The 14423-nt window shown below is 43.3% G+C and carries 14 protein-coding genes; all 14 read right to left on the bottom strand.

All coding sequences use genetic code 11. The features are described from left to right. Positions 1 to 94: 94 nt before the first annotated feature. The 14 genes from tepJ to ribF all read right to left on the bottom strand — a co-directional run bounded on the left by tepJ (position 95) and on the right by ribF (position 14407). Complete coding sequence (gene tepJ / locus ACFVP7_RS09645; RefSeq protein ID WP_047182622.1) at positions 95 to 307, bottom strand: TepA modulator TepJ; 213 nt, start codon at positions 305 to 307, stop codon at positions 95 to 97. Then, positions 304 to 1041, bottom strand: a complete 738-nt coding sequence (gene tepA / locus ACFVP7_RS09640) for a translocation-enhancing protein TepA (RefSeq protein WP_003245712.1) — start codon at positions 1039 to 1041, stop codon at positions 304 to 306. The genes tepJ and tepA overlap by 4 nt, the downstream gene beginning before the upstream one ends. A gap of 115 nt (positions 1042 to 1156) precedes the next feature. Beyond that, positions 1157 to 2824, bottom strand: coding sequence for a ribonuclease J2 (rnjB, locus tag ACFVP7_RS09635; RefSeq protein WP_003231875.1), 1668 nt, complete (start codon positions 2822 to 2824; stop codon positions 1157 to 1159). 177 nt (positions 2825 to 3001) lie between these two features. Continuing rightward, entirely contained in the window at positions 3002 to 3874 is an 873-nt protein-coding gene (dapA, locus tag ACFVP7_RS09630; RefSeq protein ID WP_014476832.1) for a 4-hydroxy-tetrahydrodipicolinate synthase, read from the bottom strand. A 30-nt stretch (positions 3875 to 3904) separates the two neighbouring features. Beyond that, complete coding sequence (dapG, locus tag ACFVP7_RS09625; protein ID WP_015483233.1) at positions 3905 to 5119, bottom strand: aspartate kinase; 1215 nt, start codon at positions 5117 to 5119, stop codon at positions 3905 to 3907. 91 nt (positions 5120 to 5210) lie between these two features. Then, positions 5211 to 6251: an aspartate-semialdehyde dehydrogenase gene (gene asd, locus ACFVP7_RS09620; RefSeq protein ID WP_167559727.1), complete on the bottom strand. Its 1041-nt coding sequence runs from the start codon at positions 6249 to 6251 to the stop codon at positions 5211 to 5213. A gap of 125 nt (positions 6252 to 6376) precedes the next feature. Continuing rightward, entirely contained in the window at positions 6377 to 6979 is a 603-nt protein-coding gene (gene dpaB / locus ACFVP7_RS09615; RefSeq protein WP_088272326.1) for a dipicolinate synthase subunit B, read from the bottom strand. Positions 6980 to 6981: 2 nt separating this feature from the next. Continuing rightward, on the bottom strand, positions 6982 to 7875 hold the full coding sequence (gene dpaA, locus ACFVP7_RS09610) for a dipicolinic acid synthetase subunit A (RefSeq protein ID WP_003231888.1): 894 nt from the start codon (positions 7873 to 7875) through the stop codon (positions 6982 to 6984). A 185-nt stretch (positions 7876 to 8060) separates the two neighbouring features. Continuing rightward, positions 8061 to 8318: a YlmC/YmxH family sporulation protein gene (locus ACFVP7_RS09605; RefSeq protein WP_003231890.1), complete on the bottom strand. Its 258-nt coding sequence runs from the start codon at positions 8316 to 8318 to the stop codon at positions 8061 to 8063. A 77-nt stretch (positions 8319 to 8395) separates the two neighbouring features. After that, positions 8396 to 9625 carry a pitrilysin family protein gene (locus ACFVP7_RS09600; protein ID WP_003245717.1) on the bottom strand — a complete coding sequence of 410 codons (1230 nt, stop codon included), beginning with the start codon at positions 9623 to 9625 and terminating at the stop codon, positions 8396 to 8398. A 39-nt stretch (positions 9626 to 9664) separates the two neighbouring features. Then, positions 9665 to 10624: a polysaccharide deacetylase family protein gene (locus tag ACFVP7_RS09595; RefSeq protein WP_396583168.1), complete on the bottom strand. Its 960-nt coding sequence runs from the start codon at positions 10622 to 10624 to the stop codon at positions 9665 to 9667. Positions 10625 to 10740: 116 nt separating this feature from the next. After that, a complete protein-coding gene (gene pnp, locus ACFVP7_RS09590) occupies positions 10741 to 12858 on the bottom strand; it encodes a polyribonucleotide nucleotidyltransferase (protein ID WP_003231897.1) in 2118 nt (705 codons plus the stop codon). A gap of 172 nt (positions 12859 to 13030) precedes the next feature. Then, entirely contained in the window at positions 13031 to 13300 is a 270-nt protein-coding gene (rpsO, locus tag ACFVP7_RS09585) for a 30S ribosomal protein S15 (protein WP_003220957.1), read from the bottom strand. A 156-nt stretch (positions 13301 to 13456) separates the two neighbouring features. Further along, positions 13457 to 14407, bottom strand: a complete 951-nt coding sequence (gene ribF / locus ACFVP7_RS09580) for a bifunctional riboflavin kinase/FAD synthetase (RefSeq protein ID WP_210216400.1) — start codon at positions 14405 to 14407, stop codon at positions 13457 to 13459. Positions 14408 to 14423: the final 16 nt, after the last annotated feature.

Below are 14423 nucleotides of genomic sequence, written 5' to 3'. Positions count from 1 at the left end.
TACATAATGAAGAAAGCAGCCGTTTACAGGCTGCGTTTTTTCTGTAGGATTCCCCTATTATAGCATATTTTGCCCTTAAAAAAGGGTTGGATTCTTATACGTTTAATTTCAGCTTTTGTCCCGGTGAAATGTCCGGATGCAGAAAATGCATTGGATTGGTGCTCATGATTTGAATGACTTCCGCTTCATTCCCTTTCATTTCGACTAGAAGCGGTACACCTTTATATTCAATTTGCTCATGTGCGCTTTTCTCTTGGTTCTGTTCTGCAAACACAATTTCCTGCGGCATCACGGTATAAAGAATCATTGAATCATCCGTCCTTCTTCTTTCCTTGCTTCATCGATGAGCTCATTCAGTTTATTGATTGCCTGTCCGACACCGCCTGCGTGATCGATCAATCCGTATTTAACTGCATCCTTACCGACCACATTTGTTCCGATATCGCGTGTTAAGTTTCCTTTTGAAAACATTAGCTCTTTAAACTTCTCTTCGGTTATATTGGAATGGCTTGTCACAAATTTAACAACTCTTTCTTGCATCTTATCCAGGTATTCAAACGTTTGCGGCACCCCGATGACCAGCCCGGTGAGCCTAACTGGATGAATCGTCATCGTTGCTGTTTCGGCGATATAGCTGTAATCACAGGATACAGCAATCGGAACGCCGATTGAATGCCCCCCGCCAAGCACGATAGAAACGGTCGGTTTCGATAAAGATGCAAGCATTTCCGCTATGGCAAGACCAGCTTCAACATCTCCTCCGACAGTATTTAATATGATCAGCAAGCCTTCAATTTTAGGATTTTGTTCAATTGCCACAATCTGCGGGATGACATGTTCATATTTTGTTGTTTTGTTTTGCGGAGGAAGCTGAACATGGCCTTCAATTTGTCCGATAATGGTCAGACAATGAATATTTGTATCTTGGGGCAGCTGCGGAAGCGTCGTTTCACCAAGCTGCTGTATTTTATTCATAATGCTGTCCTTCGCATCATTTTTTTCAGGACGCTCTTCTTCTGTGTTTTCCATACGATGATCCATCTCGCTTTCATCCTTTCCGAGTTTCTCTTTGTATTATGAACAAAGATACTTCATTCAATCCCGGCTTGAAGGACAAAAAATAAAGACCGGAGCAGCTCCGGTCTTTAGTCAGTCATTATACTTCCATAATAATTGGGATGATCATCGGTTTACGTTTCGTTTTTTCATAAAGGAATTGGTTCAAAGCATCCCGCATTGCCTGCTTCAGCGTTGACCATTCGACATTTGATGTTTCAGTCGCTTCTGTCACGATGGACCGGACAAGCTCAGTAGCCTGTACGATAAGACCTTCAGACTCTCTTACATAAACAAAGCCGCGAGTGATAATTTCTGGTCCTGATACAAGATGTTTCTTTTGTTTATCAAGTGTAATGACAACGATTAAAATTCCGTCCTGTGAAAGCAAGCGGCGGTCTCTCAATACGATATTGCCGATATCACCGACACCTAAACCATCAATTAAAATATTGCCGTAAGGAACTTTATCCCCAATTTTTACGTTTTGGCCGCGGAATTCAACGACGTCGCCTTTTTCAATTAAGAAGATGTCACTGCGCTTCATGCCGGTTTCTTCAGCGATTTTTGAATGAGCTTTTTGCATTCTGTATTCGCCGTTTACAGGAATCAAATATTTTGGTTTAAGCAGGTTGATCATCAGCTTTAACTCTTCTTGTGAGCCGTGGCCTGATACATGAACACGCTTTTGGGCAAAGATGACTTGTGCACCGGCTCTCGCAAGAAGATCTACTGTTTTAGAGTAAATGAGTTCCTGCCCGGGAATCGGAGTTGACGCAATGACCACCGTATCCCCTTCTTCAATGTTCAGCTGTTTGTGAGCTTTGTTTGCCATTCTTGTCAAAGCAGCTAATGGTTCACCTTGGCTTCCGGCTGTAATAATGGCCACTTCGCGCTTCGGATATTTTTTGACATCCTGTACAGAAATAAACAATTCATCATCTGCTTCAATATATCCTAACTTTCTCGCCAGCTGCAGGACAGATTGAAGATTTTTTCCGGCTACGGCAATCTTTCTGCCATTTTGAGCCGCTGCATGAATGACTTGCTGAATCCGGTTAATATTGGATGCGAAAACAGCAATAATCACCCGGTTCTGTGAATTATACAGCGCATCCGAAATTTCTCCGCTGACAGCCGCTTCCGAAGGGGTGTAACCCGGCCGTTCCGCATTTGCACTGTCAGAAAGCAGAGCGAGCACGCCGCTATTGCCGATCTTGGCGATCTCGCCAATGTCGCACGTCTGATTAAGTGCAGGTGTTTGGTCAAATTTGAAGTCTCCCGTGCATACAATAGATCCAAGTGATGTTTTAAAGCTCACACCTACAGAATCAGGAATGCTGTGAATCGTTCTAAAGAACGATACCTTTGTTGATTCAAATGTAATGACAGATTTGGAGTGAATTTCTCTTAAATCAGTTTTTCGGTTATGTCCGTATTGTTTTAATTTCTCTCTTAACAGTGCAAGCGTCAATTTTGTTCCGTACACTGGAACGGACAGCTTGTTTAATAAGTAAAAAACGCCGCCGATATTTTCATCGTGCCCGTGCGTTAAAAAGATTGCCTTGACGCGGTCAGCCCGTTCAATCAAATATGATATGTCAGGAATCACTACATCAATACCGAGCATTTCGTTTTCTGGATGCATAAGGCCGGCATCAACGACAAATATGTCTGAGTCAATTTCAATGACATAAAGGTTCTTCCCAATCTCTCCGACACCGCCAAGGGCGATAATTCTAACGTTTTCTGTATTTTTCTTTTTCAAAATCTATATCCTCCTAGTCTCATACCCGTCCATCATCACTTGTTCCTATTATAACTGAAAGTAAATTTAGAAAACAAGATAAAGCAGAAGGTTTAGGGAAAACCAATATGTAAAAGAAACGGTCAAACTCAGCTGAATGTGAGAATGACCGCGTTTGTTTCACTGTATGAAATTTTCTTACAGTTCGCTGATCGTGCTGCTTAAGCTCAGACGTTCATCCTCAGTTAACGGGACTAGAGGCAGACGCACAGAACCGACATCAAGACCTCTCAGCTGAAGCGCTGTTTTGACTGGAGCAGGATTAGGCGCTTTAAACAGTTCCTTCATAATCGGCAGCAGTTTCTGATGGATCAGTGCCGCATTAGCTGTTTGCCCATTCGTATAATTTTTGATCATTTGCTGCATATCAGAGCCTGCAATATGGCTCGCCACTGATACAACTCCTCTTCCTCCAACTGAAAGAATAGGAAGCGTCAGAGCGTCATCCCCTGAATAGACATAGAAGTCTTCCGGTGTTTCAGCAATAATTTTTGTAATCGCTTCTAGGTCTCCGCTTGCTTCTTTAATCGCAACCACATTCGGAATGTCCGCCGCCAAACGGATCGTCGTTTCAGGAGCAAGAGAAGCAACGGTACGGCCAGGAACATTATAGAGCATAACCGGAAGAGATGTCTCTGCCGCAATTGCTTTAAAATGCTGGTACATTCCCTCTTGAGAAGGTTTATTGTAATACGGGGTAACAAGCATAACAGCGTCCACGCCCGCTTCCTCAGCTTTTTTTGTCAGCTTAATGGAATCTTTCGTATTGTTGCTTCCAGTACCAGCGATAACCGGCACCCGTCCGTTTACTTCTTTTACCGTATATTCAAAAAGCGCAATTTTTTCTTCAGTTGATAGGGTCGGAGATTCTCCAGTTGTTCCCGCTACTACTAAAGAATCCGTTCCGTTTTTCAACAAGTAATCGATCAGTGTAGACAGTTTTTGAAAGTCTACGTTCCCTTTATTGTCAAAGGGTGTAATCATCGCTGTAGACACATTTCCGAAATTCATTTTATTCACCTCATCATGATTCAATCACATTTACTTCGAAAGTTCAAACACTTCATGCAAAGCGTTTACAGCAGGAACCATATCCGCTTCATGGACAAGCACCCATATCGTCGTATGGCTGTCAGCCGACTGAAGGATCGGAATTTCTTTTTCTGAAAGAGCCGATACAATTTTGGACGTAACACCGGGAACACCCATAATGCCCGCGCCGACCGCCGATACCTTCGCGCAGTTTCTCGTCACCATTGGATCATAGCCCATATCCATTAAAATACGCTGAGCTGTTTCTGTTTTATTTCCGGCTACCGTATAGACGATTTCACTAGGTGTAATGTTAAAGAAATCGACACTGATTCCAGCGTTTGCCATAGCCTTGAACACTTCAGTCTGAACGTTATACTGGCCGATTTTCGCAGGCACTTTGAACTGCGTGACATCTTTGACATGGGCGATTCCCGTAATCAGCCTTTCAAAAACATCACTGCCGACCTTGGAAGAGTGATGTGATGTCACCAATGTACCTTTATCATTCGAATAAGTCGAACGGACGCGGATCGGAACCTTGGCCTGCATTGCGATTTCCACCGCACGCGGATGAATGACCTTGGCCCCCTGATACGCCAGGTTGCAGATTTCTGTATACGTCACAACAGGAAGCGGTTTTGCATTTTCCACCACTCTTGGGTCAGCAGTCATCACGCCTTCTACATCGGTGAAAATATCGATGTATTCCGCATCAACAGCTGCTCCGAGTGCGGCTGCAGACGTATCGCTGCCCCCTCTGCCGATTGTTGTTGTATCACCCTTTTCAGTTGCGCCCTGGAAGCCTGCGACGACTACTGCATCATGATTGGCGAGCACACTGAATAAACGCTCCGGTTTCATTTCAATGATTTTCGCATTGGTATGCTGATCATTCGTTAAAAAGCCAGCCTGAGCCCCTGTCAGCGCAGCTGCTTTCACACCGTTATCAAGCAGCATGCTTGTAAAGACGACAGAGGAAATAGTCTCTCCGCAAGATAAAAGCAAATCCTGTTCCCTAGGAGAAATCGCTGACTGATCGCCGTAAAGCAGCCCGAGCAAAGAATCTGTTGCATACGGGTCTCCTTTTCGGCCCATCGCTGAAACGACAACGACAACCTTATATCCTTCACTGATTGCTTCTTTAATATGCCCTAAAGCCAGTTTGCGGCCTTTATCATCTTTTACTGATGTTCCGCCGAACTTTTGAACAATTATCTTCACTGTTTTCACTCCAAATTATTCGGACGTAACAGAAGAGAGCAGGCTGATAGCGCCTTACTCTCTTCTATTCGTCTTTAGAAAATTCTCTCTTTTATACGAGGTTTAGTTTTTTCAGGCTTTCTGCAATTTGAACAGAGTTCCATGCCGCGCCTTTTAATAGGTTATCAGAAACAACCCATAAATGAAAACCGTTTGCTCTGTCCAAGTCTTTGCGGATGCGGCCTACAAACACATCGTTTTTGCCGACAGCATCAGCAGGCATCGGATAAAGCTGCTGGCTTGGATCATCCTGAAGTGTCACGCCCGGAGCTTCTTTCAATAGATTTTTAATATCTTCAACTGTAGCGTCTTCACGGTCTATTTCGATGTAGACGGACTCTGAGTGCCCAGTTTGGATTGGCAGTCTCACACATGTAGCCGCTACTTGAAGGTCAGGCATGTGCATGATTTTTTTCGTTTCATTTATCATTTTCATTTCCTCAAACGTATAGCCGTTATCTTGGAATTTATCGATTTGCGGAATCGCGTTGAAGGCGATTTGATAGTGTTTTTTGTCACCTTTTACAGGCATGATCTCAGGCTCTATTTCTTCTTTATTTAAAATCGCCTGTGTTTGGCTGTAAAGCTCTTTTACAGCTTCATTACCCGCTCCTGATACTGCCTGGTAAGTTGATACGATGACTTTGTTTAAGCCATATGCTTTGCGGATCGGTTCAAGTGCCGCAACCATTTGGATTGTAGAGCAGTTTGGATTGGCAATAATGCCGTTGTGTTCATGCAAGTCTGCCTCATTCACTTCTGGCACAACAAGCGGTGTATTTTCATCCATGCGGAACGCGCTCGTATTATCTATAACAATAGCGCCGCGTTTTACAGCTTCTGGTGCCAATGCTTGTGATACGCTTCCGCCGGCGCTGAACAAAGCAATATTTACCCCTTCAAAGCTCTCAGGAGAAGCTTCCTGAACAGTCAGCTCTTGGCCTTTAAATGTGACTTTTGTCCCCGCAGAGCGTTTTGAAGATAGCAATGTAAGTGTGTCCATTTCAAAGTTTCTGTCTTCAAGTGTTTTAAGCATTTGTTGTCCCACAGCCCCTGTCGCTCCGACAACAGCTACGTGTAAACCTCTTCCCATCTGTAAAACTCCTTCCGCCAATCAGCTTCATTGAATTGATTTGACTATGATTTTACGTTTTATTTTACCATAGAATATGCGGGTGATGACCGAATTTTTTAGTTTGGGAAAGATTTTCTGTAAATTTAGTCATTTCCCTGATAATTCTCAACTAGAATCGGCTGAAGCTGCTGGTGCATGAGTGCCTTTTCAATCGTTTGCGGTAGCAGATCCATTTTGGCTACCATTGAATTCGGTTTTTTAAAGGGATCGTCTTGCCCGAATGGAATAAAAAAGATATTTTTTGTTGACATGAGCCTCATTAAATTTGTTCCGTTTAAACCAAGAGCATCATTTGTCGAGATACCCAGAACGACAGGCCGATTGTTCCGGATTGTCGCTTTTGCCGCCATCAGCACCGGGCTGTCCGTCATGGCATTTGCCAGCTTGCTCATTGAATTGCCTGTTAAAGGCGCAATGACCATGCAGTCAAGGGGCAGCTTCGGCCCAAGAGGTTCTGCCTTTACAATCGAATCAATGGCCTCATATCCAGTCAGCTCTTCAATTTTTTTAACCCATTCTGCGCCCTCTCCAAATCGGGTATTTGTGGATTTTACATTAAATGTGACAACCGGACGGACTTCAGCTCCTTCGTTGACCAACGCCTCAATTTGCGGGAAAACCGCTTCATATGTGCAATGCGACCCGGTCAGCCCAAACCCGATTCTTTTTCCTTTTAATGACGACATCCTTATTTCCCCTCCTCAGCTTGTATTTCAGCCAAAAGCTTGCTCAAGACGTTTGCAAGGATTTGCCCAGCTGTTTTAGGAGCGACAATCCCTGGAAGCCCGGGAGCAAGAAGTGCTTTAATCCCTTGTTTCTCGGCATATTTAAAATCCGTTCCCCCGGGACGTGAGGCCAGATCCAATATTAAGGTTTTTGGTGTCATGCTAGAAAGTACCGTTTGATTTAAAATCATACTCGGTATGGTATTAATGCAAATATCTATATCTTTTACATGCTCTTTCAGCTCATCGGTATGAAACGGAACGAGCCCCATTTCAGTGATACGTGCCAGATGCGCTGAACTTCTTGCCCCCACTTTTACATTCGCTCCGAGCGCGGCAAATGTACGGGCAATCGTCATCCCGGTGCGCCCCAGACCAAGAACGGCCACCTGTGATCCGTGTATCGTATAATCCGTGTGCTGAATAGCCAGCATGATCGTTCCTTCTACTGTCGGAATAGAGTTGTATATCGCAATGTCATCCCGCTCAAACAGTTTAACAAGTTTTCTTTTTGCCTGAGCTGCAATGTTTTCTAAATAGGCGTTAGAAATTCCTGAGAAAATGACACAATGTGCAGGCGTTCTGTCGAGATGGTCCTGTTTTAACACAACTTCTTCATTAGAAAATACAGTCGATACGACACCTTCTCCTGTTGTCGCGGATACTGGAAGAATGATGCTGTCTATTTGCTGAAAAGGAATTTCATCAATATTGCATTTTACTGCCCCGGTAAAACCGTGATCCAATTGGTCAAAACCGACAAGATAGATGTCAGCCTGCTGTTCAGTGAGCTTTCTTATAATTTCGAGCTGTCTTGCGTCACCGCCGATAACTGCAATTTTCAATCCGGTTAACATTCTAAACGTTCACCTTCTTTGTATATACTGGATCTCTAGTTGTTAAGCTCCCCTTCATCTTATGATCAAAAGGAAATACCGGTGAATATAAAAGATGCGCTTTTTCCATATAAAAAAACATCGGCTCCGGCAGCCGATGTTTCAGATGTTTTCTTTAGAGCCCGCTTCACAGTCAATTGGGCTATTTACTCTTGTCGAGGAGGCATTTCCTCAGGTACATCTAATATAATCATATCTGAACCGATCTTTTGAATATGGTGCCATGGGACACGAATGTCATGACCTTGCTTTCTCAAACCAAACCACTTAACTGTGGGAATGAGGAGTGCTGTAATCTGTCCATCCTGTTCATTGATTTCCAAATCGGTCTGGCCGAGCACTCCGAGCCGTTCAGCTCTTTTGATGTCTACAATTTCCTTTCCTGATAATTCACTGAGCCGCATGTCTGTCACCCCCTTGTACTATGTATGATGAAAGGGATTAAAAAATGCCTGCTCCATTATGGAGCAGGCTTTCCTTTTTAAGACGGCATATTGCCGGAAGGGCTGATAAGTGCTAATGCATAGTCTTCGGTAAACAATTGTCTGGCAAGGCCGTTAACACGCTCTAAGTTCACGGCGTTTAATTCATTGATGATTTCATCTAATGTTTTATGTTTGCCGAGCAGCAGTTCATTTTTTCCGTTTCGGCTCATTTTGCTGTTTGTGCTTTCTAAGCTCAGCATTAAGCTTCCCTTCATTTGCTCTTTGCTGTTTTCCAGTTCTTTCGAGGTAATGCCGTCACGTTTTAATGTGGCAAGGGTTTCTTGAATTGTTTCCGACAGCTGCTGAAGCTGATTTGCACCCGTTCCGCCGTAAATCGTGAGCATTCCGCTGTCCTCATATGAGCTGTGATAGCTGTAAACAGAATAAGCAAGTCCTTTATCTTCACGCACATCTTGGAACAGCCGGCTGCTCATGCTGCCTCCGAGCACATTGTTGAGGACGATTAAATCATAAATACGTTCATGGCCAACCTCTAAGCCTTTAAATCCAAGGCACAAATGAGCCTGCTCTGTTTCTTTTTTTCTCGTCAGTTTTTCCGTGTGGAACTCAGGCTTCTCAAGGCCTGTCGCTTTGCCTTTCGCCTCGTATGACCCGAACCATTTTTCTACATCTTTGATAAAACTGTCAGATATATTGCCCGCTACCGAAATCACCACTCGGTCCGGCGTATAATAATCATGCATGTATTGTCTGAGAGAGTCACCGTTAAAGGAAGCAAGCGTTTCTTCCGTGCCTAGAATTGGGTAGCCTAAAGAATGATTGCCGTAAGTGGCTTTGCTCAATAAATCATGTACAATGTCGTCCGGCGCATCTTCATACATTTTAATTTCTTCATATACTACATTTTTCTCTTTTTTCAGCTCGTTTTCATCAAACGTTGAATGAAAGAACATATCTGCTAATACGTCCAGCGCGTAATTCGCATGCTCGTCAAGCACCTTTGCATAGTAGCAGGTATATTCCTTTGAAGTAAACGCATTGACCTGGCCGCCAATACGATCAAAAGATTCTGCTATCTCGCGTGCAGATTTTGTGCTCGTCCCTTTAAAGAACATGTGCTCTAAAAAGTGAGAAATTCCGTTTATCTCCGGCGTTTCATGTCTCGAACCTGTGCCGATCCATACACCGATCGCAACAGAACGGACTGTCGGATTATTTTCCAGCACAATTCTTACACCATTTTGACACGTATATCGTTTAATCAAATTTGTTCCTCCTATTCAAAGACAAGCTGCCTTCATCTGTTACTTCAATAGTCTTGTTTCATCCATTAGTTCAGTGACTGTTCCAAGCGCATATCCTTTGTCTTTTATCTTTGTAATCAGCGCTTCAAGACTTTCCGCCGTAGGGTCAGTCGGATGCATTAAAATCATGGCACCATTATGTATCTTGCTTAACACTCTCGTCTGAAGTACAGACGGAGCCGGCTTTTGCCAATCGATTGTATCAACTGTCCACATGACTGTTCCCATCTGTTTCTCTGCTGCAATGTCGATAACCGCTTTTCTGAAACTTCCGCTTGGCGGAGCGAACCACTTTGGCTTAACGCCGATCGTTTGTTCTATTTGTTCATTAGTCTTGTCGAGCTGCTCGGAAATTCTTCCTGTAGTCAGTTTGCTCATATCCGGATGATTGTATGAATGATTTCCGATTTCATGTCCGTCTTTTGCAATCTTCTTAGCGAGCTGTTCATTGTTTCTCACCCAATTGCCTTCTAAAAAGAACGTAGCTTTAACCTGGTGCTTTTGCAGAATAGGGAGCATTTTTTCCAAATACTCATTTCCCCATGCCACATTGATTAAAAAAGCCACCATCGGTTTGTCAGGATTTCCTTTATAAATAGGCTCAGGCTGAAGTGACTCAAGATGAACACTTGGTTTTACTTGGCTGTACACCAAATCTTTTTCCCGAAACTCGCCATTCTTTTTCATTTTTTTATATGATTGTTCAATATTGACCTTTAATCCATTGTAGCCTGGAATTCTTTTCCACACTTTATCAATTCTTGCATTCTGGGGTTTAACTTCGTACTCCGGCGCTTTTTGAAGCAATTCTTCATATAACGGGTCTTTTGACGCCGTGACAGTCACCGTATCTTTTTTCATTGCCCCTATATAATCAAGTGCATGCGGATTTTCCATCATCTCAAATGAGACAAAAAAAAGAAATAAAAAAACGGCAAACGGTACAAATTTTTTGTACATGTTCTGTCCCCCCTCACCTCACATTATGAAGGAGAAGGACAAGGTAGAACCCGCCTGCTTTTGAAAAGCTTCAAAATAAAGAAGCCGGGTCTCCCAGGCTCCTTTTATGTTTTCATTTAAGATTGTTGTTCTTCTTTTTCTTTCTCTTCACGGAGCACCGCTTTGCGGGATAAATTCACTCGTCCTTGTTTATCAATTTCAGTGACTTTGACAAGAATCTCGTCTCCGATTTTTACAACATCTTCAACTTTCCCTACGCGTTCAAGCGCAAGCTCTGAAATGTGCACCAAACCGTCTTTTCCGCTGAAAATTTCAACGAAAGCCCCGAATTTTTCAATCCGTTTCACTTTACCTAGGTAAAGTTGGCCGACTTCAACCTCTCTAACAAGGTCTTCGATGATTTTTTTCGCTTTTTGGTTGCCGCTTTCATCTGTAGAGGAAATAAAGATTGTGCCGTCCTGCTCAATATCAATTTTAACACCGGTTTCTTCGATGATCTTATTGATTTGTTTTCCGCTTGGTCCGATGACATCGCGGATTTTATCAGGATTAATGGTCATTGTTAAGATCTTAGGCGCATATCGAGAAAGCTCTTTTCTTGATTCGCTTAATGTTGCAAGCATGCTGTTGAGGATTTCCATTCTGCCCTTTTTCGCCTGCTGAAGCGCTTCTTCAAGAATCTCTCTGGAAAGGCCTTCAATTTTAATGTCCATTTGCAGGGCCGTTACGCCTTTTTCAGTTCCCGCTACTTTAAAGTCCATATCTCCGAGCGCGTCTTCCATGCCTTGGATGTCAGTCAAGACAGTGTAATGTTCGCCTGATTTGACAAGACCCATTGCAATACCAGCAACTGGCGCTTTAATCGGTACACCGGCATCCATCATTGCAAGTGTGCTTGCGCAAATGCTTGCTTGAGATGTAGAACCGTTTGATTCAAGCACTTCTGAAACAAGACGGACAGTATAAGGGAAGTCTTTTTCAGACGGAATAACTGGCTCAAGCGCACGCTCACCCAGTGCTCCGTGTCCGATTTCACGACGTCCCGGTCCGCGCATCGGTCCTGTTTCCCCAACGCTGAATTGCGGGAAGTTGTAATGATGCATAAACCGTTTCGACTCTTCGACACCTAAGCCGTCAAGGATTTGCACATCTCCCAGAGCACCTAGCGTACATACGCTGAGGGCCTGAGTTTGTCCCCTTGTAAATAGACCTGAACCGTGCGTTCTTGGCAAGAGGCCAACCTCTGAAGAGAGCGGGCGGATTTGATCGACACCGCGGCCGTCCGGTCTTACTTTCTCTTCAGTAATCAGGCGGCGAACTTCATTTTTCACCAGCTTGGATAAAATCTGCTTCACTTGCTTGATTGTGTCTTCATCATGTTCTTCATCCTCGAATTTTGCCACAACTGCGTTCTTCACTTCGTTAATGGCATCTTCACGGGCATGCTTTTCATGAACTTGGATGGCTTTCAGCAGATCCTCTTCTGCCAAAGCTTTTACTTTTTCATTAAGCTCTTCATCAATTTCAAAGAGCTTAATTTCAGATTTCTCTTTGCCGACTGCTGCAACAATTTCTTCTTGGAATGCAATCAGGCGTTTAATCTCTTCATGGCCGAACATAATGGCCTCAAGCATGATTTCCTCAGGAACTTCGTCCGCTCCCGCTTCTACCATGTTAATCGCATCTTTCGTGCCGGCAACGACAAGATTGATGTCGCTTTTTTCAAGCTGATCGACTGTCGGGTTAATGATAAATTGATCATCAATGCGTCCGACAGTAACCCCTGCAATCGGTCCTTCAAACGGAATATCCGATACAGAAAGTGCAAGAGATGAACCGAACATGGCAGCCATTTCTGAAGAGCAGTTTTGGTCAACACTCATGACAATGCTGATGACTTGAACTTCATTACGGAATCCATCGGCAAACAAAGGACGGATCGGACGGTCAATTAAACGGCTGGCAAGAACCGCTTTTTCACTTGGACGTCCTTCTCTTTTAATAAATCCGCCCGGAATTTTCCCTACCGCATATAATCTTTCTTCATAGTTTACAGTAAGAGGGAAGAAATCAAGCGGTTTAGGTTCTTTTGAAGCGGTTGCTGTACTAAGCACTGCTGTATCACCGTAGCGGATCATCACAGCACCATTTGCCTGTTTGGCAAGCTGGCCGGTTTCAACAGTAAGCGTTCTTCCGGCCCAATCTATGGTAAAGACATGTTTTTCTTGTCCCATACAATTACGAACTCCTCTCTTCGTTGTGTGAAATAATCAATTACTCCTATTATGAACGAAATGAATTGAACATATCAATGTCAAAGTAGTATGTAAAAGGATTTCAATGATTTGTTATAAGAAATTTCGCTTTAATACGATAAAAAAGCGGGAATCCTCCCGCTTTTTACGATTATCGACGTAAGCCTAGTTTGTTAATTAACTCACGGTAACGAGTTACGTCTTTATTACGCAGATACGTAAGAAGATTACGACGCTTACCTACCATTTTAAGAAGACCGCGACGTGAGTGGTGGTCTTTCTTGTGAGTACGTAAATGCTCGTTCAAGTTGTTAATTGAGTCAGTTAGGATAGCGATCTGAACTTCTGGAGATCCAGTATCAGATTCGTGTGTTTTGAACTCATTGATGAGTTGGTTTTTACGCTCTTGAGTAATTGCCATCCTGTTTCACCTCCAAATCATATTTAGCCCCAGTTACCTAGCAACCGTCGGTGACTTCGGATTGCCAAGCAATGGTTTTAAGACTACGAAAACTATCATACTAAAAATCGCGCCTATATGCAAATATTTTAGAATAAAATTTGTGTGCGTTGCAAGTTATTTCCGCAAATTGCTGAAATAACGGATGGCTTCCTGCTTATCTTTCTGAATTTGTTCAGTTAATTCTTTGATGCCATTGAATTTCCGCTCGCTCCGAATCCGTTTATACCATTCGATTTTTATAGCGGCTCCATATACTTCCTGATCGAAATCAAACAGATTGACCTCGATCGAAGGCTGCTCAGGGCGCTTTTCATAAAACGTCGGCTTATAGCCAATATTGCAAACGCCATTGTAAACTTCGCCGTTCACTTCCGCTTTTACGGCATATACACCTGTGGGCGGAACGATATAGCTGTTATTTAAACCGACATTTGCTGTCGGAAACCCGATGGTCCGCCCTCTTTTATCACCATGAATGACAATTCCTTTAATAAAATAAGGCTGTCCAAGCAAGACATTCGCCAATTCAACATCTCCGTTTTGAAGCGCGGTACGGATATACGAAGAACTGATTTTTTTATCCTGCTCCGTCAATTTTTCTACCATTGTGCACCCAGCTTTTCCGTCTAAATCATCCGGCATGGTCTCCATTGTTCCCTTGCCGTATTTGCCGTACGTAAAGTCAAAGCCTGCCACTGCGTGCTGCACATTAAGGCCGATAATATACTGGTCTATAAACTGCTTAGGAGAAAGAGAAGCAAACACTTCATTAAATTTAACGACATACAGAACTTCTGTGCCTAATTGTTCAATTTGGTTTATTTTGTCTTCAAGAGGCGTAATCAGATCCTTTGGTTCCTTATCTCTGCCCAACACGTGAGAAGGATGGGGATGAAAGGTCATCACAGCCAATGTCAGACCTTTTTCTTCGGCTATTTGCTTCGCTGTGCCGATTACCTTTTGATGCCCGAGATGAACGCCGTCAAAATAACCTAACGCCATCACTGATTTTGCCTGCTCCTCTTTTATTAAATGATGAGGATGTGTAATATGTATCGTCTTCACAGAACGGTCACCTTTT

Source organism: Bacillus sp. SG20033, assembly GCF_044570195.1.
Taxonomy (GTDB): Bacteria; Bacillota; Bacilli; order Bacillales; family Bacillaceae; genus Bacillus; species Bacillus subtilis.
This window is presented reverse-complemented; position numbering and strand designations above follow the sequence as displayed.

What these genes read in the sequence shown, in the direction of transcription:
- tepJ (WP_047182622.1), bottom strand. Translation starts at nt 307, where the DNA reads ATGATTCTTTATACCGTGATGCCGCAGGAAATTGTGTTTGCAGAACAG.
- tepA (WP_003245712.1), bottom strand. Translation starts at nt 1,041, where the DNA reads ATGGATCATCGTATGGAAAACACAGAAGAAGAGCGTCCTGAAAAAAAT.
- dapA (WP_014476832.1), bottom strand. Translation starts at nt 3,874, where the DNA reads ATGAATTTCGGAAATGTGTCTACAGCGATGATTACACCCTTTGACAAT.
- asd (WP_167559727.1), bottom strand. Translation starts at nt 6,251, where the DNA reads ATGGGAAGAGGTTTACACGTAGCTGTTGTCGGAGCGACAGGGGCTGTG.
- dpaB (WP_088272326.1), bottom strand. Translation starts at nt 6,979, where the DNA reads ATGTCGTCATTAAAAGGAAAAAGAATCGGGTTTGGGCTGACCGGGTCG.
- dpaA (WP_003231888.1), bottom strand. Translation starts at nt 7,875, where the DNA reads ATGTTAACCGGATTGAAAATTGCAGTTATCGGCGGTGACGCAAGACAG.
- ACFVP7_RS09605 (WP_003231890.1), bottom strand. Translation starts at nt 8,318, where the DNA reads ATGCGGCTCAGTGAATTATCAGGAAAGGAAATTGTAGACATCAAAAGA.
- ACFVP7_RS09595 (WP_396583168.1), bottom strand. Translation starts at nt 10,624, where the DNA reads ATGTACAAAAAATTTGTACCGTTTGCCGTTTTTTTATTTCTTTTTTTT.
- pnp (WP_003231897.1), bottom strand. Translation starts at nt 12,858, where the DNA reads ATGGGACAAGAAAAACATGTCTTTACCATAGATTGGGCCGGAAGAACG.
- rpsO (WP_003220957.1), bottom strand. Translation starts at nt 13,300, where the DNA reads ATGGCAATTACTCAAGAGCGTAAAAACCAACTCATCAATGAGTTCAAA.